We start from the raw sequence: 23,577 nt of genomic DNA on the forward strand, positions 1-23,577 counted from the left end.
CTCTACCATCGGAGGAAAGGACATCTGGTTCGACGAGGACATCCAGAGGCTCAACGAGGACGGCCGTGGCCGCCATCTCGGACAGTTCAACGGTGATGACCATATCCTCGCAGTATTCAAGGACGGAACCTACTATACCACTGGTTTCGACCTCAGTGCGAAGTACCAGGGTGACCTTATCCGCCTCGAGAAGCTCGACACATCGAAGACCTACACCGTCATCTACTGGGACGGCGAGGCGAAGTGCTACTACATCAAGAGGTTCGGCTTCGAGGTCAGCGACAACAACCCGGTATCCTTCATCAGCGCAGGAAAGGGCTCACGCCTTATCGAGATCAGCGATGACAGGCATCCGCAGATCGAGATCGTATTCGACGGCAAGTGGGAGCACCGCGAGCCAGAGAAGATCGACGCGGAGGAGTTCATCGCAAGGAAGGGTCTCACAGCGAAGGGAAAGAAGGCCAGCCCGATGGATCTCAAGAAGGCGTACTTCGTGGAGCCGCTCCACAAGCCTGAGGACGACATCGTGCCTGAGGAGGCAGAGGACGTAGAGCCGGAGAATCTTGCGGCTGAAGAGATCGAGCCGGAGGTAGTCGGAAAGAATCCTCTCCTTGAGAACCTTCCGGAGAAGCCTCTGGAGGAGCAGAAGCCGGAGGAGCCTGGCGACGATGAGCCTCTCGACCTCAACATCGACGGAGAACTCACCTTATTCTAGTATACCATGATAGTAAGTCTCACAGGATTCATGGGAAGTGGAAAGACCAGCGTCGGAAGATATCTTTCGACGCTGATTCAATATGATTTCCTCGACCTGGATGACTATATCGTAAACGACCAGCAACGCCCTATTCCTGAGATCTTCGCAACCGAAGGAGAGGCTGCATTCAGAAAGATAGAGCGGGATTGCCTGGAAAAGGTGCTGGACGATTATGAAAGCAACGGAAAGTCACTGATCCTTTCTCTCGGCGGAGGTGCGGTGACGACTCCCGAGTGTCTGAAGATGGTCCAGGACCGCACTCAGTGCATATATCTCAAGGGTTCAGCATCTACGATACGTACCCACCTTCTAGGAGGACGAAGCCTCGAGGAGGCCGCAAAGACTCGCCCGCTTCTCGCTGGCAATGGAATAGAAGATATGATGGAGAAGAGATCTCCTATCTATGAAGCGGCCGCGCACAAGGTCCTCCTGATAGACGGACGCAATGTCCCTACCCTCGCCCACAAGATCCAGGAATATCTGAGTATCTAACAGGATTTACTCCTCCACATTTTTGAGGGTGTATCTAAATTCAAATATTTAACAAAATAGTTATAAACACTTATTTAATTTAGAAATATTCTAAATTAAATAAGTGTTTATAACTTTAACCATCAGGCACTTAACAAACAATAGTTGCAATTGTTGAAAACTTTTATCGCGAGAACTGTTGCAATATTTAAATATGCATCCGTACCTTTGTAGTCGTAAGAATAAAACAAACAAGAAAAGATTTGAGCCTATGATGTAGAAAAGATCAGGGCACAAAAAAATGGAGCACAAATCTTGGCGGAAGCGAGCTCCATTTGAGTGCTAAAGACTAGAAATTGCAGGGATCAGTCGCCCCCGCGCGCTGCAATAGCGCTTCAAATGTAGTGATTCTTAACAAAATATCCAAGAGTCACCTTCCGAAACGCTATGCACATACCAGCCGACCGTCCTCGCTAAAGGGGGACTTCGGCAATAGTCATCCCGGTTTTGCCGGGACAGTATGAACCGTATATACTCTGACCCGTTCTGGGGAAGGTATGTGCATAAACATCATCGAGTATGAAGAAAACAATCTTCACATCACTCCTATCCGCTGAAAGGGGGAGCCTCTCAAGCAAGAGGCTATGCGGACTGCTCGGCTGGCTCGTGTGTTCAGCCGTGCTGATAATGTGCACCGTCTGGGACCGTCAGGCCCCAGAGATGGTGAACGTGTTCATCTATGCTTCCACGGCACTTTTAGGCCTGGACAGTGTGATGGATATCTGGAAACCTAGTATTAACACTCAAAAGAGTTTTACTGATGAAGAAGAGTAAAAAATTGTTAATTGTAATCGTCGTATTGCTATCGGCGATGTCCTTATATGTCGGCCCTGATGCATATGCTCAGTCAAAGATTCTTGACGAATATATGATGCCTGAACCTCAGACATGGTCGTTCATCAAATATGGAGGCCAGACTCCAGACCTCTACACGGGCACGGTACGTGCAGAGATTCCAATCTACACCTACAAGGACCCGGAATTCGAGATCCCCGTATTCCTGTCTTATTCGTCCAACGGATACATGCCCAACGTGCAGGCGAACTTCGTGGGACTGGGCTGGACTCTCAACTGTGGTGGCTGCATTACGCGACGCGTGAGAGGAATCAAAGACAATGGAAGTCAGTCCATAGATAATCATTCAGTCTTAGGATATTGGAAGTATGTCAAGGATCAAGTCAGGCTTCCTCTGTTAGAGAGAGCCATAGATGGGACTCAGGAACTGGCGTATTTTTCAGAGGGAGACAGTTTCTACGAGACAGAGTCGGACATCTACATGTTCTCCTTCCCTGGCCATTCCGGCAAATTCGTGATCGGTGATTCGAAAAATGTCATCGTATATGACACGAACGGGCCGTCTGGTGAGTACAAGGTGATTCTAGACGAGTATGACAGATCGACAAACAACTCGAAAATCACCATACTCACCGGTGACGGCTATAGATATGTGTTCGGTGGTTTTGACTCAACGGACAACTCATTTTCACATTCATTCATGAAGCATGACCTGGATGGAAATCCGGTTGGGGGAATCAGCGCAGATGAGAGCAGCGATGATGAACGTTCTGACAGCTGGTACCTGGTCTCAATCACTGCTCCCAATGGTAGGATTGCAACATACAACTATTCGGCAGGCATCGAATATGCTCTGGAGAACGTCGGACCCTATGCCTCAAGGGACAGATATTCTGTGGACTACGACACTGGAGGCAGAAAGCATCTTCGCGGACATTATTCAGCCTCTGCATCAGGTGGCTTTGTAGGTTATAATATTCAGAAGAGCTACATCCCACGCCTTGACTCCATCGAGATTGATGGTGGTTGCGTGATTTCCTTCACATACGGAAACAGATGCCCGGAGATTGGTAAAATGGCCAATGTGACCAGACGCTTGTCAACTCCAAAGAGATTGGAAGCTGTGTCCGTCACCTATCATGATGGTGTTTCATCGATCCCTCATTCTCTTCTTCACTGTGCCCTTGGGTATTCGTACACACATGGAAATCCGGTTTTGCTCCTGAAAGACGTCCATGTCGAAGGGAGCGGCCATTACAGGATGGCCTATCATTCGGAGGACTCCGAGTTCCCATATCAGGGTACCGCGTGCATAGATCATTGGGGCTACTACAATTCAAATCCCGAGTCTTCCCCGACCGGTCTACTTCCCGATGTTGTGCTTGAGGACGATTATCGAGAAACCGTTCAGGGCAACCGTCGTTCACCGGATGCCTCGAAGTCCGTCTACGGCATGCTGGAGAGTCTGTATTATCCTGCGGGCGGATATACGGAGTACGAATATGAACCACATTACTATTCTCGGAGGGTTGAATCAAGTTCCAGTGTGAATTATGGCAAGCCGGTTCTTGGCACCCCGTCAGACTCGCCTACGGAGGCGGGAGGTCTGAGAATACGAAGGATTGTCGACCATGCATCAGACGGCGTGGAGTCCGAGCGTACTTATTCCTATACAGACGGGGATTTAAGCTCGGGAATCATGCTGAACTATCCGAGATACTCTCAGGTGTTGTTTGTGGCAGGGGCAGGACTCAGCTACTATAAAAACATCGTATCCAGTTCGATTCCGTCATATATTATGGATCAGACGTATATTGAATATTCAAAGGTGACTGAAACCTATGGTGACGGTTCATGCCAGATGTCGTATTTCAGCAGCTATGCTGACACTCCGGACGAGACCGAAGACATAGATGAGGCTGTCATCGACGGAACACACGGAACCATTCCTCACCCAAGCGTAATCTATCCTTCGCATAGCGGTAATCTCCTGATGTCCTATTCATCCCGCTACCTTATGCGTGGTCTTCTCACCAGGAGGGAGACAAGTGACAATCATGGGGATATCGTCAAGGTTGAAGAAATGACTTATGTCGGTGACGGAGGTCAGTACACAGGTAGCGTCCATTTCTCGACCGAGAATGCATACATTCTCAGGAACTACCTTAGCGACCGCTCCGTTGCGACATGTAGGACAGCGATTGACGGCTCCGAAGTGCTGGTCTCCAACACATATAATGACAGGCACCAACTTATGACGAGGGCAATCGTCGGCCAGGACCAGAGAGTGCACAAAACATATATGTACTATCCTCAGGATGCTCCGCTGTCGAACAGCACCGTAGAACGGCAGATGGCAGATTCCGGAAGGATTGCAAAACCTATCTGCGTGGTGGAGACTTTTGGCAGTGATGGGTTGGAAAGCATAGTGTCTGCCACGAATGTTCGGTACAAAACTCTCGATACCGGCACCTTGCGTATGTTCGTAAAGGCATCAGAAGGAAAGCTCGTCGTTCCCGTATCTACCCCTTCCCCTTTTACATGGTATACCGTGCGCAGTCAGGCCAGGAACCTTCAGATTAAGACTGTATTGTCTTATGATGTCTATAATTCCTTGGGCCGTCCATGCGCGGTGACCGACTCCAACGGCATCCAGTCTCTGCTGCTGTGGGGTTACGGCGGTCTGTACCCTGTCGCCCTGATTGCGAACTGTACAATACAGTCTTTCTCGTCTTCTGGTATCATCCTGACGGCTGACTTGGGATGGTCGGGTCTTGTGGGAGATCAGGAGCCGAGGGTCCGGTCCATTCCCGGTGCATCAGTCACCACGTGGAAGTATCTTCCTTTCGTGGGTGTCACCGAGAAGCGAGGCCCTGACGGTAGGAAGGCGACCTACGACTATGACGACTACGGCCGTCTTGTGTCGGTCAAGGATACAGACGCCGATAAGGTCGAAGAATATCACTATAACATAATAACAGAATAGAATATGAAAAACCATATACTTAGAATATCATTCATAGCATGCCTCGTCGTCGGTCTTCTGACGGGGCGTGCCCTCGGGGCGGCCCCGGCAGTTGACATCGTCCCGGACTACGAGATCCATTTCACGAATGCTTGCGAGAGCTACGACGGCAGTGCCGTGCCGGACAAGTATGTGAGCGACTCTGGAGGTACAGTTCAGGTGGCCTTCTGGTGGACCGGTATCCCATACACACAGTCACAACTGCTTAGCCGCATTAGTTCGGCACTCTCAGGCTCGGGCATAACGGTGAACATAAACAGATACACCACTAACACCGGTGCCGGTATGCCTTCTGTATCTTTCGTGCTGACGTTCCCCGCGCTTCCGGAATTGCGAGACATGCTCCGCGTCCGTGTGAGCGGCGGCGGGGTCACGTCGGACATCATCCAGATTCCCCCTCAGAGCATCACCAGCAATGACAGGAACTGGGTCGAGACGCGCCGTTACTTCGGTACCGGTTCGTCAGATTACGTGAGCGACATCGTCTACTACAACGGCCTCGGCCTCCCTGAGCAGTCGGTGAGCAGCGCCGCCTCAGGTCGCGGAAGGAGCATCATCACGCCCGTGACCTACGACGACTGTCTGAGAGGCGACGCGAGGGAATGGCTTCCTTTCGAGTCGACCGTGAGCACGGGAGTGTTCACCTCGAACGCGACTTCCGCGTCCAGGTACTCTTCCACCTACGGCGCGCAGGAGAGCGGCCATGCCTTCTCGGAGAACGTGTTCGACTCGTATTCTCTGAACAGGAAGGTGTCGTCCCGCAAGCCAGGCCTCGCCCACAGCACCGCGGACAGGAAGTCCGTGACGGAGTACGGCATCTCGACCTCGGCGGATCAGGTGAAGAGGATAGTCTACGACCCGTCCACGAGGAGCATCACGGTACCGACCAACCCCTCCCCGTACGTGGCCGGCTATCAGAAGACGGTGACCACCGACGAGGACGGCAGGCGAAGCGCGACCTTCACGGACTCGGAGGGCAAGGTCATTCTCTCGAGGGTCTACGATAAGGACCCTTCCGGTGAATACGTTCCGTATGCTGACACCTACACGGTCTATGACGGTGCAGGTCGCCCGCTGTGGGTCATCAGTCCCGAGGGCTCGGCCCTCATTGGTCCGGAGGCCCTCTATACGGAAAGCGGAGACGTGGCGAAGAAGTGGACGACGGTCTACAGATACGACGGCTACGGCAGGCTGACCGGTAGGAGGCTTCCCGGCTGCGGATGGGAGGATTACGTGTACGACAGGGGTGACAGACTGGTCCTGGAGAGGGATTCGACCCTCCATGTCCAGAACCGCTGGATATATCACGTGTACGACAACCTCGGCAGGGAAATCGAGAGTACGGTGGTGAGCAGCACATCTTCAAGGGAATCCATTCAGGCGAACTACGACACGACCCCAGCCCCGAACTCCTATCCATACCCGAGCCATGCCGGCAGCGTCGGCGCTGACTACAGGAAGCCATACACCTCGATCGGCAGCTTCACTCTCGTGAAGCAGCTCTATCAGGCGAGATATGGGAACTACAAATACAGGACAGGCACCAGCACGACATCGACAGCAACGTTTACCGTTCCTTCCACCCTTGCCTTCTCTGCAGTGACGGGCGTCGTCAGCGGCGAGTCCGGTAATACGAACAATCTGAAGGTCTACGAGAAAGTGTGGATGCTTGACGAGAGCGTCAGCAGCACATCTTCGAACGGCTATGTGGAACGAGCCTTCTACTATGACGGCAAGGGCCGTCTCATCCAAACGGTGGAACGTAACCAGTCAGGCGGAATAAGCAGAATCAGCACTAGTTATGATTTCAGGGGGCAGCCTCTGCAGATCAGCGAGCAGCACTCTTTCTCGTCATCGTACAAGAAGGCGTCCACGCAGTCAAGGACCGTGACCTACTCCTATGATAACCGTGGTCGCGTGCTCACGGAAGCGGTGCAGGTGAACAGCCTCCCAGAGGCGACCGTGTCGTATTCGTACGACGGAATAGGCAGACTTTCCGAAGTGACCTACGGCAACGGTGTCAGCGAGTCGAGGACCTACACTGTCCAGGGCTGGCTGAAGGAGATCTCTGCCCTGGACTCGAGCCGTGACACCCTGTTCAGGGAGACGATGAGGTACTGGGACGACCCGGAAACTGCAGATGGGAATTCTCATCCTCTGTACAGCGGAATGATCTCGGGCGCGGACAGCCGCAACGGAAGCGGGATGTCATCGTCGGGAACTCTTGATTATGACTACAGTTATGATTACCTTTGGCGACTGACGGAGGCGAGCCTCCCCGGCACTGACAGCTGGGCCGAGAAGGGCATCACCTACGACAGGAACGGCAACCTCAGATCTTTGACAAGACACGGAGTGTCGGGAAGCGTACTCGATGCGCTGAACCTAAGCTACACCGGCAACCGTCTCGCGGCGGTATCCCATTCGGGCGGGACATGGTCTTACGGCCATGACGGCTCTGGAAGGATGACCTCCGACGGCAGGCTGGGCGGCATCGCGGTTCAGTACGGCGAGACCGGTCTCCCGAGGAAGACCATGGGTCCTCCGGGCAGCGGTATCACGACGACGGAGTATTCGTACCTGGCAGACGGGACGAGGCTGGGAGTCACTCAGAACATCGGCACCTCGTCATCGACGATTTACGGATACCTGAGCTTCGGCGGCGTGGGCATGATCCAGCTGGGCTCGAACCTCAGCTTCGAGAGCAGCGTGTTCGACGGCGGAGTAATCCAGAGCGGCGGCGTGAGGTACTTCACGAGGGATCACCTTGGTAACACAAGAGTGGTCACCGACGGAAGCGGCAATGTCGTCGAGAGAAACGATTACTATCCGTTCGGCGAGAGGCACCAGGACAGCTCGATACCAACGGTGAACAGCAACAGGTGGCGCTTTGCGGGCAAGGAGATTCAGCCTCTGGGAGGTACGGGCTGGCTTGACTTCGGCGCAAGGCAGTACGACAGCTTCCTGGGACGATGGACTACTGTGGACCCTCTCGCGGAGAAGTATCCGGGGATCAGCCCTTACTCCTACTGCGCGGGGAATCCGATCAACTTCGTGGATCCGGATGGCAGGATAATAGGAGATCCTGTTAAGAATCCAACCATACGGCATAATAGAGCAAGTAATTTATACGGCGAAAATATTCGTTTGTACAAGGGAGAGCTTAGAACTCATCAAGGATTTGATTATTCGGCGCCAGTTGGAACAGATGTCATGGCAGTGAAAGAAGGAGTGGTATACCAAGTCAGCGATGGTCATCCTAGCTACGGGACTACTATCACAATTAAACATGAACTAGATGACAAGACCGTGTTATATTCATTTTATGCGCATTTGTCTGATACTTTTGTGAAAGAGGGTGACTCTGTTTCAGAAGGAGATGTGGTTGCACTGTCTGGTAAAACGGGAAATGCAGCAGGGCAAACCATTAGTGAGGAGCATTTACATTTTGAAGTCCGGAGTCAACCGAATAATGCTTTAGGATTGAAAGGTAAAATCGACCCCAATGAGCTTGTTGATACTAAATTTGTTTCCCAGGACCCTCAAAGAAAACCCCAAACCTCAGTGGGAGTCATAAAAATTGAAAAAAATGGAACTCAAACGAAAATGGACATTAATTAGTGTCCTATTATTAATAACCCATATGTTATGTGTGTCCTGCGGCACCAACTACCAATTAACGCAAGATCTTAAGAGCAAATTTTGGCCGATTAGCTCTTTATATGATGGTGGGGAGGTGCATGACCTTTACAGTGAACTAATATCAGATGTTAGGAGAGTCGGTCCGCGGAAGGGTTCAGTTCTATTTCTGTATGAGAATGATATGCAAGAACAGTGTTTTTCTGTTGTTGTGACTGACTTATTGTGTAAGTCTTTCGCAAAGACGGATTGGATATATGTCATGGAAGATTTTCCAGAAGAACTTTGGTTGCAGGATTCCAAAAAGTCAAAGCAACTAATTAAGTCCATTAGCCTTGGGGTGGATTGTGTGCGAATACAGATAGGTACGAGTTATAGAGAATATGCGCTCACAACGTTTTCTCCCCAATGATGCCAAGATCATGCATGATGCTTCTAATGGTGATTGTGAAATATTCGAGAGCACTATTGTTCATATACACCTGCGGACGGCTAACATAAGCACCTCTGCGAGGACTTGAGGATATAAGAAAAGCAAGTCCAGAATTTGACATGTACCCCGAAAGTTTTTTCTAACTTTCGGGGTTTTGTTATGTCATAATGAAAAAACACACACGTATACAGATCGATTGAAACTGTATCCTGTATCGTCGTTCATATTGTTGACATCAGTAACAACAAATGCACAAACGGAAGCACCCTGGATTCTATCTACGGACCAGGATTCTCCAGCCCCACGGCTCGAGGACGGGGCAGATGAGTTCATCCTCGAGAGCCTCACCGCTCACGGCATCCTCCCAAGTCATCTCCTCAGGAAGAGCGCAGGTGAGATAAGTATCGGTGAAATTTGCCATGACAAGTACCTGCTCTTTCTTGAGCGACCTCGTGAAAGCGAACACTCCGTCAGGTACCCACTGGTCCTCAAGTATGGTGAAGTCACCTTGCCTGAGCGAAGGACGCTGGTGACGTATAGTCGTCAACGGCCTGTAATCGTAAGTGGTGTCCTGTCCGAAGGCAATCATAGGATGTCCCTGAGGAAGGGTGAAGGAGAGCATCGCCATATTGTCCTCAAGACTGCCAAGACCCTCAGCAGCCACATCTGACCTGTCTTCGGTATACAGTATCGCACGGGCTGGGTCAGGATAACGGGACGCCTCGGAAATGACGAAAGCGCTCAAGGCGGAAACCGCCGCGCTGTCAAGAACCGGGTCTTTCGTCAGGGAATAGAAGCTTCGTCCCAGCCTGACGTCGTGGTCGAAGGATTCGCTATAGTTCCATGCGATCACGGTCCTCATACCCAGCTTACGGGCTGCGGCGTCGAAGGCTTCCAGGCTGTCGCTGTCCGCACGCCTGTCGCTGAGCCACAGAATGTCGATACCGAGATCCTTCAGCCGAGGCAGCTCTGCCACGGCTGCGGCATAGGTTCCTTCCTGGGTAAACTGACGCACATCCATCTCATATATCACGTCCGCAGAATTCCTGCAGCATCCCAGCGCAAGAAGCGCAAGGGCAAAGAATGAGGCAATCCGTTTCATAGTATCTCTGTCTAGCATCGTCCGGAAGCCGCGATGAGCTCCGAAACCATCTTGTTGAAACCATCCGACGCAAGGATATCCTCCATGCAGATATGCATCCTGTACCTCCAGTTGTATGGGCAGATCGCAGGGATGTTGATTCTCTCGTCTTCCACAGGACCGTCATAGCAGAGCTTCGCATCGAGCGCAAGCCAGTCCTGGAGAGGGAGTATCACGAGCTTTGCCGGAGAAGCGAGATGCTGCTCGATTATCATTCGGCATATCTTCTCGTCGCAGCTTGCCGGTGCATCGCCATCCATCCCGAGCATCTCGTTGTAGAAACGCTGAGTGAGTTCCCTGTCTTCCTCCCACCATGCCCTGATAGGGTTCATGTCGTGGGTTGAGGTGGTGCAGACGCAGGCATACGGATACTTCGCCGGATTACCGAAAGCCACGCCATATTCCTTTGGCATGCGCTGGATCTCGAGCGATATCACGTTGAGACGAGCCATCACCTCCGGCACGCACGCAGGAATCATTCCGAGATCCTCGCCGCAAGCAAGCATGTTCGTCGATCCCAGGAGAGCGGAAAGCTTCTTGAGCGCAGTCTCCTTCCAGAAATCGTTGTGCCTGTAGTAGAAGAAGTCATTGTAGAGATCGCCGAGCTCCTTCTGGGCAACGATGCGGGGATGATACCATCCCGGTCTATGAGGATCTTCGATGAAAAGTTCCATCTTCTCAGCATATCCCATCTCCCTGAGTTCCTCCTCCGAGTACGGCATCGCAGGGTTGAAATGTCCCTCGAGGCCGCTCTTGATAGGCATAGGAATCTCCCAGATGCGGAAGAATCCGAGTATGTGGTCGATGCGGAATGCATCGAAATAGTCGCTCATCTTGCGGAGGCGTCCCTTCCACCAAGCATAGTCATCCTTGGCCATCTCCTCCCAATTGTAGGTCGGGAAGCCCCAGTTCTGACCATCCACCGCAAAGGCATCAGGCGGAGCACCTGCCTGCGAATCCATGTTGAAGAGCCTTGGATTCTGCCATGCATCCGCGCTGGTACGACTCACTCCTATAGGGAGGTCTCCCTTGAGGAAGACGCCATGGGCATGGGCATAGTTCCTCACCTCGCGGAACTGCGCATCGAGGTGGTACTGCACGAAGCAGTGGTACGCGATCTCCTTCTTGTTCGCGTCGCAGTAGACCTGGACCTTCGCAGGAGTATATACTGCCATGTCACCCCATCTCGAGAATTCTGCAGTCTTGTACTCGTCCCTGAGCGCACAGAAGGCAGCATAAGGGATGAGCCAGCTCTTGTTTGCCTCAACGAAATCCTTGTATGCCTTCCTCCTTGCCACTGCCGCACCGCTGGCTGCGAAAGCCTTGCGAAGGTAACGGTTCTTGGCCTGGTTCACCTTCACATAGTCAATCTTCTCGAGAGAGTTGAGTTCCTTCTGGAGAGCCTTGAACTCCTCGTCCTCCTCGATTCCGAGGTCCTGGAGATGAAGGAACTGAGGATGGAGGGCGAAGGTGGAATTGGCATTGTACGGGTATGAGTCCATCCAGTCCCCGGTCATGGTGGTATCATTCACCGGAAGAATCTGAATGAGTGTCTGGCCTGTCTTCTGGGCCCAGTCCACGAGCTTCTTGAGGTCCCTGAACTCGCCCACGCCGAAATCATCCGCCGTACGCAGGGCGAATACCGGAATCGCGGTACCGGCCCCCTTCCATCCCGGGATGTCCGACCATGTATCCCTGACCGAAGCCTTCGCGGTCTTCAGGTCGAGTGTATGGGCACGCCACTCGTGCCTAGTCGAGAGGCCGTCGGTCACGACCTCGTAGAAGTATTCCACGGATTCCTTATCTCCGAAGAGGGTGAAAGCCTCGACGTCTACCGACCATATCCCGTCTGCGACATAGCCCATAGGAAAGGCCCTGTCTCCCGAGCGGAGGACGAGGTTCTCGCCCCAACGGGTCCAATATTCTATGCTGAAATTGATTTTCATTCTTTTCGCCTTATTTCTTCAACCTCTTCCAGTTCACAACCGGAAGCACGAACGCAAGGAACGCTGCCACAAGCCAGAATATGGACACGGGAACGAAGTCGTAGCTTCCGTCGATAGCCTGATAGCCTTCGATCAGATAGCCGCTGACCACATCCTGTATTCCTGCAGCCACGTAGCTCGAGATACCGACGATACCGAGTGCCGCGCCGGTAGCCTTGCGAGGGACGATGTCCAGTGCCATGAGACCTGCCACGATGCAGTAGAGGACCCCGACCGCGAGACTGAAGAGAGAAACGTAAACTATGTTCATCGCATAGCCACCTTCAAGGAAGAGGAAGCCTGCGAGAGATGCCATTCCGATGAAGCCGGAAAGAAGGGCCGGCTTCGCCCTGTCACCCTTGAAGACCTTGTCCGAGAGCCAACCAGCAGCTATAGTTCCGAGTACGCCGGATGCTGCCGACCATGCGATGATCTGCGTCGCCGACTCGAGGCTGAAGCCCTTTGCTTTCTGGAGGAAGAGCACTCCCCAACCGGAAAGCGCGTACTTGGTGATGTAGATGAAGGCGCTGGAAAGAGCGATCACCCAGATGCCCGGATGGAGCAGCACCTTCTTCTGGAGTATGCTGACCTTCTCCTTGTCCTCGGTGGTCACTGCCTCGTCAGAAAGCTCCTGGATCGAGCGGAGCCCACGGCTTTCGGGAGTATCGGTGACGAAGATGATGATTATTGCCGCGCCGATCATTCCAATCACGGACGACACGATGAAGCACGACTCCCATCCGAGCTTCGCCACGAGGAAGCCCAGAAGGTTGAAGGTAAGGAACTCGCCCAGGTAAGGGGTAGAGCTCAGTATGCTGTACCACGTTCCCCTTTCCTTGAGAGGGAACCACCTCGAAAGGCTGATCACCGCCGGTGCCGATCCCATCGACTGAGCCCAGCCGTTCGCACCCCAGAGGATCGCGAAGAGCAGCATGAGAGCGAAGGAAGGTATGGTGATGATATCCGAGGCATATCCGAGTCCGCCGAGCAGGAGATTTATCAGGGACGACACGAGGAGTCCGGTCGCCATGAACCTCCTGATGTTGCAGTAGTCCGCGACGAAACCGTTCATGAACTTGCCTATGGCATATACGAAGAGCATCGCAGAGCCTATCAGACCGAGCTGGCTTGCGCTGAGCACTCCGCCGTCGATAAGAGGCTGCTTGACCACGCTGAGCGCCAGGCGACACACATAATAGAGACTGTAGGCCGTGCAGGCTCCCCAGAAAGTCCTGTTCCTGAGTTGTCGGTACACTTCCTTCTCCTTGTCTGCAGGAACCTTTTCTGCAGACGGAAGGCTGACCTTATATATCGATAATAGATTCATTCCACTTCAATTACGCGTGCAAAAGTAATAAAATATATGAAAAAAGCCGGTCCCCTCCCCAAGGAACCGGCTTCGTATATAAAACGAACTTAACAAATAGACAAGGAAAAGAGTTTTCACATGTCCGAGGACAAAGTTAAAGATTTAAAACCAAAATCCAAGTTTTTGGTTAAAAATTTTTAGAGCGACTTACGATTAAGTTCATTGACGATATTCTTTCCTTCAGGAGTGTAAGCATATGCCATTGCCTGAGCAGCAGCTTCTTCCACTTTCCTGCGGACTACCTTAGAGGTACTGTTGAGCTGACCGTTTGCTGCGGTGAAAGGCTCAGGAAGCACAACCGTAGCTGCCGGGAGCCACTTCTCAGGGAACTGACCGGCATGGCTGCCACCCTTGCGGAACATGTTCACTTCCTCGCCGAGCTTTGCAAGCATCTTGTCCTTTGCCTCTGCAGACTCGATATCGAGGGTAGGGAACTTCTCCTTGATGTACTCCTTGAGTGCATCCTTGTTAGGAACCATGAGAAGGATGGTGTAAGGATCCTGGCTGTTGTGGAGAACTGCACCGTCGATGTACTTTGAGCCCTCGACGTATGACTCCTCCATGAGCTCAGGAGAATACTTCTCTCCGTCTGAAGATATGAGGAGAGCCTTGAAGCGGCCGACCACGTAGAGAATCCTATGATCCTCTGGCCAGATATAACCCATGTCTCCGGTGTGGAGCCAGCCTTCCCTGACGGTCTCGGCCGTACTCTTAGGATTCTTCCAGTAACCAGCCATCACGTTCTCGCCCTTCACGACGATCTCGCCGAGCTGACCGGCAGGAACCTCGTTTCCGTCACTGTCGCAGATCTTGCACTCCATAGGCTGCACGAGACGGCCGGAAGAGCCCATCACGTAACGGACAGGAGAGTTAGCACAGATGATAGGAGTTGCCTCGCTGAGTCCGTAACCCTGGAAGATAGGGACTCCGATGGCGTAGTAATATCTCTGGAGATCGATGTCGAGGAGCGCACCGCCGCCTACGAAGAACTTCATGCGTCCGCCGAAGCCTGCCTCACGAACGCTCTGGAACACGAGCTTGTCGAAGAGGGCCATGAGAGGCTTTCTCCACCAGTTGAGGATACCGCCGGCGTTGTAGACCTCCTTGTTGTATGCGATAGCGTTCTTGACAGCGAAGTCGTAGAGCTTCTGGATGGTAGGGCTCTTCTTCTTGATTCCGGCCTCGATACCCTTCTTGAAGTTCTTGCTGAGTGCAGGAACTGAGAGCATCACGTGCGGACGGATCTCCTTGATTGCGATAGGGATGTTGCGGAGAGCCTCCATACCGCCCTTTCCTGCTGGAACGGTCGCGATAGAAGCGCCCGAATACATCATGATGTAGAATCCTGCGACATGTGCGAAGCAATGGTCGAGAGGGAGGATGATGAGCATCACGTAATCAGGTGGGATGGTGATTGCGGTAGATGCCTGCTCTACGTTCGCGGTATAGTTGCGGTGGGTAAGGAGAATACCCTTAGGGTCTGCAGTGGTACCTGAGGTGTAGCTGATGGTAGCGTAGTCGTCTGGAAGGATGGATGTGTACCTTGCGACGAACTCGTCCTTGTGCTCAGCGAGGAATGCGTCTCCGAGCTTCGCCACCTCGTTGATGCAGATCTCCTTGTCCTGGTATGAGTCAAGCTCATCGAGGACGATCACCTTCTCGAGTGCAGGGCACTGGTCGAGGGTCTTGCGCACCTTCGAGAGATGGTTGCGGGAAACCAAGATATATCTGGCCTCAGAATGGTTGATCCTGAAGAGAAGCTCATTCTCGTCGAGGCTTACCGAAAGCGGAACGTTTACCGCGCCTGTATAGAGGATTCCGAGCTCGCCGAGAATCCAAAGATTGCGTCCTTCCGAGAGAAGGCATACCTTGTCTCCCTTCTGGAGGCCAAGGGACATGAAGCCAGCTGCTATCCTATACGCCTGCGCCTTGGTCTGGCTGAATGTTGTCTCTGTCCACACGCCGTCAACCTTCTCGCGAAGGAAAGTGTTCTGAGCGTACTTTTCGCAGTATTTCTCCACGAACTGGACGATGGTAAGTCTTTCTGTCATCTTATAGTCTGTTTTTGTAAGAATGTTGTGTTTTCCTGTTGGCACGCCTACTCTTGAGGGAAAAGGCCGAAGAGTTCCGCGTCAATCCTGTCGCAAACCTCCTGGAAATCCTCAGGACGGTTCTCGAACTTGATCCTGTCGACGTCAAGGATGAGGAGCCTGCCCTTGTAGTCCTTCACCCAGTTCTCATATCTCTCGTTGAGTCCGGTGAGATAGTCGATCCTGATACTCTTCTCGTACTCGCGGCCGCGCTTCTGGATCTGCGCAACGATGTTAGGGATAGACGACCGAAGATAGATCATCAGGACAGGCGGATTGACAAGGGACATCATCAGGTCGAATAGATCCGAATAGTTCTCGAAGTCCCTGGTGGTCATCAGGCCCATGCCGTGGAGGTTGGGCGCGAAGATGCGTGCATCCTCGTAGATGGTCCTGTCCTGGATGATGACCTCACTGCTCTTCGCGATGTCAACGACATCCTTGAAGCGCTTGTTGAGGAAGTAGATCTGGAGATTGAAAGACCACCTTTCCATATCCTCGTAAAAATCAGAGAGATACGGATTGTAGTCCACAGACTCGAACTTCGGAGTCCAGCCGTAATGGGCTGCGAGCATCTTGGTGAGCGTCGTCTTGCCGCTGCCGATGTTACCTGCAATTGCTACGTGCATGATTTCTATTGTATCAATTCGACAAAAATAGTAAAACTATTTCGTATTTTTGCAGTAAACAAGTCCAAGCAGATATGAAGGGAGCCAGAATATTCCGTTTCAACGATTTCCAGTCGAATTGCATAGTCCTCTGGGACGCCGCAGGAAAGTGCGTCGTAGTGGACCCGGGATTCATCGACAAGGAAGAGAAAGCCGAACTCTATGACCATTTCAGGGAAGAAGGTCTCACACCCGAGAAGATCTTCCTGACCCATGGCCATTTCGACCACATCTACGGAGTGGCCGAGCTCGCGAAGGACTACGGCATCCCTGTCTACATGGCACCGCAGGAGAAGGAACTCGTCGCCGCACAGGGACAGTCCGCAGCTCTATTCGGCCTTCCGAAGCCGGACTGCAGCTTCGAGACCGTCGACATTGCGGACGGTGAGATCGTCAGCGTGGGAGACATGAACTTCAAGGTCATCGCAACCCCGGGCCACACCCCCGGCGGAGTGTGCTGGTACGAAGAGAAGGCCAAGCTCATCCTCACCGGAGACACCCTCTTTGCAGGAAGCATTGGACGCACGGACATGCCCGGAGGAGACTATGATGCGATCATCCGCAGCCTCCTCGAGAAGCTCATGCAGATAGACGGGGACGTCGACGTGCTCCCCGGCCACGGCCCATACACCACCATCGCCGACGAAAGGACCAAGAATCCTTTCCTCCAGCCCTTCAATGAGCCGTACGAAGAAGAATAGAAGATGAGTGACAAGTTCATAGAGATACACGGGGCGAAGGCCCACAACCTCAAGGGAGTCTCGCTCGACATTCCGAGGAACGAGTTCATCGTGATCACCGGACTCAGCGGAAGCGGCAAGTCGTCTCTTGCGTTCGACACCATATACGCGGAAGGCCAGCGCAGGTACATGGACACTCTGTCCACCTACGCGAAGCACTTCATGGGCATACTCGAGAAGCCCGAGGTCGAGAGCATCGAAGGACTCAGCCCTATCATCGCGATCGAGCAGAAGACAACGGGCAGCAATCCTCGCTCCACCGTCGGCACCATCACCGAGATATACGATTTCCTGAGGCTCCTCTACGCGAGGGCATCGAAGGCCTACTCCCCTGCGACAGGCAAGGAGATGGTCCGATACACCGACGAGCAGATCGTGGACCTCATCATGGAAAGCTATGCAGGGCGCAAATGCTACCTCCTCGCACCGCTGGTACGAGGTAGGAAAGGACATTACAAGGAACTCCTTGCCCAGCTTCGCAAGCGCGGCTACACCCATGTCCGCATCGACGGCGAGATCACCGACCTCGCCACCACAGAGTCCCTGGACAGGTACAAGGTCCATTTCGTGGACCTCGTCGTGGACAGGCTCAAGCCCCAGGAGGGAGACGTCAAGAGAGTTCGCGAATCCGTCGCATCCGCCCTCAACTTCGGTAAGGGCTCGGTTGCGGTGATGGACATGGAGACAGCGGAGGTAAGACACTACTCGAAGAATCTCGTGTGCCCGGACACCGGTCTCTCGCTCCCGCAGCCGGAACCGCACTCATTCTCCTTCAACTCCCCGCAGGGCTACTGTCCTCACTGCAAGGGGCTGGGAATGATAGTGGACGTGAACATCGACACCATAGTTCCCGACAAGAGCCTCTCCATCGCAGACGGCGGACTCGCCCCTATCGGCAAGATGCGCGAGAGCCGCAAGTTCGACATCATACGCGCAATCTCGAGGAAGTACGGATTCTCTCTCCATGAGCCAATCGCAGACATTCCGGAGGAGGCGCTCGCCCATATCATCTACGGCTCCGACGAGCTCTTCCGCGTGGGAGAAGGCTCGCTCTCGGAGATGGTCGCGTTCGACGGAATAGTCGAGGACATCGAGGACAAGGTCGTATGTCCGATATGCGGCGGCACCAGGCTCAACAAGGAGACGAGCTACTTCAAGATCGACGGGATGACCATCTCCGAGGTGGCGGCCATGGAGATCAGCACCCTCCACGAATGGATATGCTCGCTCGACGACAAGTTCGACAACAGGGAGAAGACCATCGCATACGACATACTCAAGGAGCTCAAGGAAAGGACAAGGTTCCTCATCGACGTGGGACTCGAATACCTTTCCCTCGACAGACCTACCGGCTCGCTTTCCGGAGGAGAGAGCCAGCGAATCAGGCTCGCCACCCAGATCGGATCGCGTCTGGTGAACGTCCTCTACATACTCGACGAGCCTTCGATCGGCCTCCACCAGAGGGACAACCGCAAGCTCATCGCATCTCTGAAGAGCCTCCGCGACGAGGGCAACACGGTGATGGTCGTAGAGCATGACGCCGAGACCATGCAGTCTGCCGACTGGCTCATCGACGTCGGCCCCGGTGCAGGATCCCAGGGAGGAAGGATATGCTACAACGGTCCGTCATCCGCTGCGATGGAAGCCTCACGCGGCGGGAAAGCCGCGGACACGGAAGAAGGCGTATCCGCAGAAGACGAATCATTGACCCTGAAATATCTCAGGGGAGAATGCTCGATAGACATTCCTGCGCAGCGCAGGCCGGGCAACGGAAACATCCTCCAGCTTAAAGGCTGTACGGGAAACAACCTCAAGTCAGTGGACGTGGACTTCCCTTTGGGCTGCCTGATCGGAATCTCCGGAGTCTCAGGCAGCGGCAAGTCTACGCTCATCAACGAGACCCTGATGCCAATACTCAAGAACAAGTTCTACCGCAGCAAGCTCAAGCCTCTTCCTTACGAGGAGATCCACGGGGTGAAGCATCTGGACAAGCTGATCGAGATCGACCAGTCCCCTATCGGAAAGACGCCGAGGAGCAACCCTGCCACCTTCACTGGAGTATTCAACGATATTCGCAGCCTCTTTGAGGACACCCCTGACGCCAAGGTACGCGGCTTCAAGGCAGGAAGGTTCTCCTTCAACGTCGCCGGAGGCCGCTGCGAGGAATGTAAGGGCGCAGGTATCAAGGTCATCGAGATGAACTTCCTGCCGTCGGTGAACGTGGTCTGCAGCGAGTGTCGCGGACGCCGTTACAAGGACGACACCCTCGCCGTAAAGTACAAGGGCAAGAGCATCAACGACGTGCTTGAGATGCCTGTCAGCGAGGCTTACGAGTTCTTCAGGAACATCCCGAAGATAGCAGACAAGCTCAAGGCGATGGTGGACGTGGGTCTGGGATATGTGCGCCTCGGTCAGTCCGCAGTCACGCTTTCCGGAGGAGAGAGCCAGCGAATGAAGCTCGCCGCCGAGCTCGGCAAGAAAGGCACCGGCAACACCCTCTACATCATGGACGAGCCGACCACCGGACTCCATTTCGAGGACATCAAGATACTACTCGGAGTGATGCAGCAGCTCGTGGACCAGGGCAACACCGTGATCGTCATCGAGCACAACCTCGACATACTCAAGAGCGTGGACTACCTGATCGATCTCGGCCCTGAAGGAGGAAAGAGAGGCGGAATGATAGTCTCCCAGGGCACGCCTGAGCAGGTCGCCAAGGATCCCGGATCAGTGACCGGACCATATCTCGCAGAATTATTATAGAAACAGAAAGAACACATACGATAACATGGAAAACATCACCAAACTCGAAGCAGCTCAGATCGACTACGAGAAGTGGAGCGAAGCGATAGGAATCAAGAATCTCGACGACCTCCGCGATGCAATCAAGGACGGCCGTGCAACGGAGATCATCAACATATGCGAGGCACGTCAGGAGCGCAAGTACGCCGAGATCGCCGACGAGATCTTCTGGAGGAGAAGCAGCCAGAAGATTGTCATGATGGCGGGTCCGTCATCAAGCGGCAAGACCTCATCCTCACTGCGCATCGCGCAGCAGTGCAAGGTTCTCGGACTCAACCCTAAGGTAATCGAGCTCGACAACTACTTCGACGACCGCGAACTAAACCCTAAGGACGAGAACGGAGAATATGACTTCGAGTGCCTCGCCGCCATGGACACCGAGCTCCTCAACAAGCACCTCAACGCTCTCCTTTCCGGAGAGGAGGTCGAGATACCTACCTTCAACTTCGTCGAGGGCAGGAAGGAGTACAACGGCAAGATGTTGAAGCTCGAGACGAACGACATACTGATGATGGAGGGTATCCATGCCCTCAACCCTGAACTCACCTATGCAGTGGATCAGAACAAGATCTTCAGGGTCTACATCTCTGCCCTCTCCGCCCTCAAGGCAAGCGACACCGACCAGGGATCGACCACCGACAAGCGTCTTCTCCGCCGCATCATCCGCGACAGCCGCACCCGTGGCCACAGCCCTGAGGCAACCATACTCCGCTGGCCAAGCGTACGCAACGGCGAGAAGAAGTGGATCTTCCCGTTCGCTGCCAATGCGGACATGGTCTTCAACTCATCCATGCTCTATGACCTTCCGCTTCTGAAATATTACGCAGAGCCCCTTCTCTACGAAATCAAGGAGACCTCTCCTGCATTCGGAAAGGCCCAGGAGCTGCTCTCTCTCCTCGAGAAGGTGACCGTTCTCCAGCCAAAGGAAATCGGCATCATCCCTCCTACCTCGATCATGAGGGAGTTCGTAGGTGGTCAGACTCTTTAATCCAATCCATCATGTCAGACATTCTCATCAGGAACGTCCTCCACGAAGGACAGCCATCGGACATACTCATCAAGGGCAACCGTTTCTCCAGCATCACTCCTGCCGGTTCGGGCATGAGCGCGGAAACTGAGATCGACGCCAGCGGAATGGCAATTCTCCCGCCGTTCTACAATACCCACGGCCATGCAGCCATGACCCTGCTGCGCGGCTATGCTGACGATATGGAGCTCTTCAAGTGGCTCAGCGAGTATATCTGGCCATACGAGGACAAGCTCACCCCGGAGGACATCTACAATGGTTCGAGACTCGCCATCCTCGAGATGATAAAGTCCGGTACCGTATTCTTCTCGGACATGTACTTCGAGATAGGCGAGACCGCACGCGCCGTCGACGAGATGGGAGTCCGCGCCGCTCTCGGAGTCACCTTCATGAGCAACCACTCCCTTGCGCTCCGCGATGAGAAGGTCGCATACATGAAGAACTGGAAAGACCGCACGAACGGAAGGATTCAGCTCACCGCCGCTCCGCACGCGATCTATACCGCCGATGCAGGCCAGCTCATGCTCGCCGCCAATACTGCGAGGGAACTCGGGATGAAGATCCACATCCATGTCAGCGAGACCGCGACGGAGGTCCAGAACAGCATCAAGGAATTCGGCGACACCCCTGTCCGCTACCTCGAGAAGCTCGGCTTCCTCGGTCCAGACGTGATCGCCGCGCACGTGGTGCACGTGGATGACGAGGAGATCGAGATACTCAAGAAGCACGGGGTCACCATCTCCCACTGCCCATGCTCGAACATGAAGCTCAGCTCAGGAGCATTCAGGGCAGACGCGATGGTCAAGGCCGGAGCGAAGGTCACTCTCGGCACGGACGGATGCTCATCCAACAACAACCTCGACATGAGGGAGGAGATGAAGTTCGCATCCTTCCTCGCAAAGGTTAGCTCTGGCAACCCTGAGTTGCTCCCGGCAAAGGATGTGCTCGATTGGGCTACCCGCAACGGTGCTGAGGCATTCGGAATCGACGCCGGAGTGATCAAGGAAGGCAAGCTCGCGGACGCCCTTCTCGTCCGTCTGGACGATCCGAAGATGACTCCTAACCACAATCTCATCTCCAACTGGGTGTACGCAGCTGACACCAGCTGCATCGACACGGTCATCTGCGACGGCCGCATCATCATGCAGGGCCGCCACGTCCCCGGCGAAGAGGAAATCCTCGCCTCCGTCAGGCGTTATTGATCAAAGAAAACTCTAGATGACCTCGTCGCGCTCGCGGAGGTCCTTCACGCGAAGCTGAAGGTTGGCGATTCCACGGTAGTAGTTCTCGACGATAGAGTAACATACATCTACCGGATTGCCAGCCTTTATGTATTGGAAGTAATCGGACATGTTGAAGGCAATGGCCGATATGGGCTGGGTGTACTGAGATTCCTGGATAAGCTCGAGCTTGAGGTGACCTCCTTCTGCGCCGACCTTGCGTCCGTTGCCGTTGTCGTAGACGTTCTCGGTAACGAAGATAGGGGCGTTGTTGTCCGGTCCGAAAGGCTGGAACTGCTTGAGGATGCGGAAGAACTTAGGGGTGATCTGCGAGAAATTGAGCCTCGCGTCTATGCTTACGACAGGAGTCAGCATGCGAGGAAGGATCTTACCTTCGATATGTGCCTCCATCCTGCTGCAGAACTCGGCGAGATTCTCCTCCCTAAGGGTGAGTCCGGCCGCATAGAGATGGCCTCCGAAGTTCTCGAGGAGGTCCGCGCAGCTTTCGATGGCCTCATAGAGGTCGAATCCATGTACGCTTCGCGCCGATCCCGTCACCATCCCGTTGGACTTGGTGAAGACCACGGTAGGACGGTAGAATGCCTCGACAAGACGTGATGCAACGATGCCCACGACACCCTTGTGCCATGACGGGTTGTACACTATCGTCGCGTTCTTCGCAGAGAGGCAGTTGCCGCTGCGTACCATCTCGAGAGCCTCCTGGGTTATCTCTCGGTCAATGTTCTTGCGTTCGTTGTTGTGCTCGTTGATCTCGTTTCCTATGCGCATCGCCTCTGCCTCATCCGTTGCAGTGAGGAGTTCCACGGCGATGCGACCCGACTCCATTCGGCCTGCGGCATTGATGCGCGGACCGATCTTGAAGACGATGTCGTCGATGGTAATGTGGGATGGGTCAAGTCCTGAGAGAGTGATCATCGCAAGCAGTCCCTGGCGAGGATTCTCGTTGAGCTGACGGAGTCCGAAGTGCGCGAGAACACGGTTCTCACCGGTCACGCTCACGAGGTCTGACGCGATGCTGACCACGAGCAGGTCAAGCAGTGGCTTGAGCTCGTCGAAGTCGATGCCATAGCGCTGGGAATAAGCCTGCACGAGCTTGAAGCCCACGCCGCAGCCGCTCAGGTCGTCGAAAGGATAGTTGCAGTCCTCCCTCTTAGGGTCGAGCACAGCCACAGCCTTCGGGAGTTCATCCTCAGGAAGATGGTGATCGCAGATGATCACGTCCACGCCCCTCTCGCCTGCATATGCTACCTTCTCGTTGGCCTTGATGCCGCAGTCGAGCGTGATGATCAGGTCGAACTTGTTCTCTACGGCCCAGTCTATGCCCTTGTACGAAA

14 protein-coding genes and 1 pseudogene are annotated in these 23,577 nt (G+C 53.8%); 9 read left to right on the top strand and 6 right to left on the bottom strand.

Annotated features, from left to right (window positions below):
• The 5 genes and pseudogenes from AC06ND_RS00800 to AC06ND_RS00820 form a co-directional block, all read left to right on the top strand.
• Positions 1-715 (top strand): annotated as a pseudogene (locus AC06ND_RS00800) (hypothetical protein); the annotation flags it as partial.
• 6 nt (positions 716-721) lie between these two features.
• Positions 722-1,249, top strand: coding sequence for a shikimate kinase (locus tag AC06ND_RS00805; RefSeq protein ID WP_475677095.1), 528 nt, complete (start codon positions 722-724; stop codon positions 1,247-1,249).
• A gap of 558 nt (positions 1,250-1,807) precedes the next feature.
• Entirely contained in the window at positions 1,808-2,062 is a 255-nt protein-coding gene (locus AC06ND_RS00810; protein WP_475677096.1) for a hypothetical protein, read from the top strand.
• Positions 2,049-5,069 (top strand): RHS repeat domain-containing protein, encoded by a 3,021-nt coding sequence (locus tag AC06ND_RS00815; RefSeq protein ID WP_475677097.1) that lies wholly within the window; start codon positions 2,049-2,051, stop codon positions 5,067-5,069. The genes AC06ND_RS00810 and AC06ND_RS00815 overlap by 14 nt, the downstream gene beginning before the upstream one ends.
• A gap of 3 nt (positions 5,070-5,072) precedes the next feature.
• Complete coding sequence (locus AC06ND_RS00820) at positions 5,073-8,729, top strand: DUF6443 domain-containing protein (protein WP_475677098.1); 3,657 nt, start codon at positions 5,073-5,075, stop codon at positions 8,727-8,729.
• Between the two features lie 725 nt (positions 8,730-9,454).
• Here the strand turns inward: AC06ND_RS00820 and AC06ND_RS00825 are convergent.
• From AC06ND_RS00825 to AC06ND_RS00845, 5 genes are all read right to left on the bottom strand, one after another.
• A complete protein-coding gene (locus tag AC06ND_RS00825; protein ID WP_475677099.1) occupies positions 9,455-10,282 on the bottom strand; it encodes an alpha-glucosidase C-terminal domain-containing protein in 828 nt (275 codons plus the stop codon).
• Positions 10,283-10,293: 11 nt separating this feature from the next.
• Positions 10,294-12,267, bottom strand: a complete 1,974-nt coding sequence (locus AC06ND_RS00830; RefSeq protein ID WP_475677100.1) for a 4-alpha-glucanotransferase — start codon at positions 12,265-12,267, stop codon at positions 10,294-10,296.
• Between the two features lie 10 nt (positions 12,268-12,277).
• The gene (locus AC06ND_RS00835; protein ID WP_475677101.1) at positions 12,278-13,633 is read right to left on the bottom strand and encodes an MFS transporter; all 1,356 of its coding nucleotides are present in this window, start codon (positions 13,631-13,633) and stop codon (positions 12,278-12,280) included.
• A gap of 179 nt (positions 13,634-13,812) precedes the next feature.
• Positions 13,813-15,726, bottom strand: a complete 1,914-nt coding sequence (locus AC06ND_RS00840) for an AMP-dependent synthetase/ligase (protein WP_475677102.1) — start codon at positions 15,724-15,726, stop codon at positions 13,813-13,815.
• 47 nt (positions 15,727-15,773) lie between these two features.
• Positions 15,774-16,394, bottom strand: a complete 621-nt coding sequence (locus tag AC06ND_RS00845) for a deoxynucleoside kinase (RefSeq protein ID WP_475677103.1) — start codon at positions 16,392-16,394, stop codon at positions 15,774-15,776.
• Positions 16,395-16,468: 74 nt separating this feature from the next.
• Here AC06ND_RS00845 and AC06ND_RS00850 point away from each other — a divergent pair, with 74 nt between their 5' ends.
• Genes AC06ND_RS00850 through AC06ND_RS00865 form a run of 4 tightly spaced genes read left to right on the top strand, consistent with a single transcriptional unit; the run spans position 16,469 to position 22,204 of the window.
• Positions 16,469-17,134 carry an MBL fold metallo-hydrolase gene (locus tag AC06ND_RS00850; RefSeq protein WP_475677104.1) on the top strand — a complete coding sequence of 222 codons (666 nt, stop codon included), beginning with the start codon at positions 16,469-16,471 and terminating at the stop codon, positions 17,132-17,134.
• 3 nt (positions 17,135-17,137) lie between these two features.
• Complete coding sequence (gene uvrA / locus AC06ND_RS00855; RefSeq protein WP_475677105.1) at positions 17,138-19,936, top strand: excinuclease ABC subunit UvrA; 2,799 nt, start codon at positions 17,138-17,140, stop codon at positions 19,934-19,936.
• A gap of 25 nt (positions 19,937-19,961) precedes the next feature.
• On the top strand, positions 19,962-20,963 hold the full coding sequence (locus AC06ND_RS00860; protein WP_475677106.1) for a nucleoside kinase: 1,002 nt from the start codon (positions 19,962-19,964) through the stop codon (positions 20,961-20,963).
• An 11-nt stretch (positions 20,964-20,974) separates the two neighbouring features.
• Positions 20,975-22,204, top strand: coding sequence for an amidohydrolase (locus AC06ND_RS00865; RefSeq protein WP_475677107.1), 1,230 nt, complete (start codon positions 20,975-20,977; stop codon positions 22,202-22,204).
• 12 nt (positions 22,205-22,216) lie between these two features.
• On the opposite strand, the gene recJ is transcribed toward AC06ND_RS00865, so the two are convergent.
• Positions 22,217-23,577, bottom strand: a 1,361-nt coding sequence (recJ, locus tag AC06ND_RS00870; RefSeq protein ID WP_475677108.1) for a single-stranded-DNA-specific exonuclease RecJ, incomplete at its 5' end; no start/stop codon positions are given.

The sequence above is a fragment of the Candidatus Cryptobacteroides sp. genome, assembly GCF_056207615.1.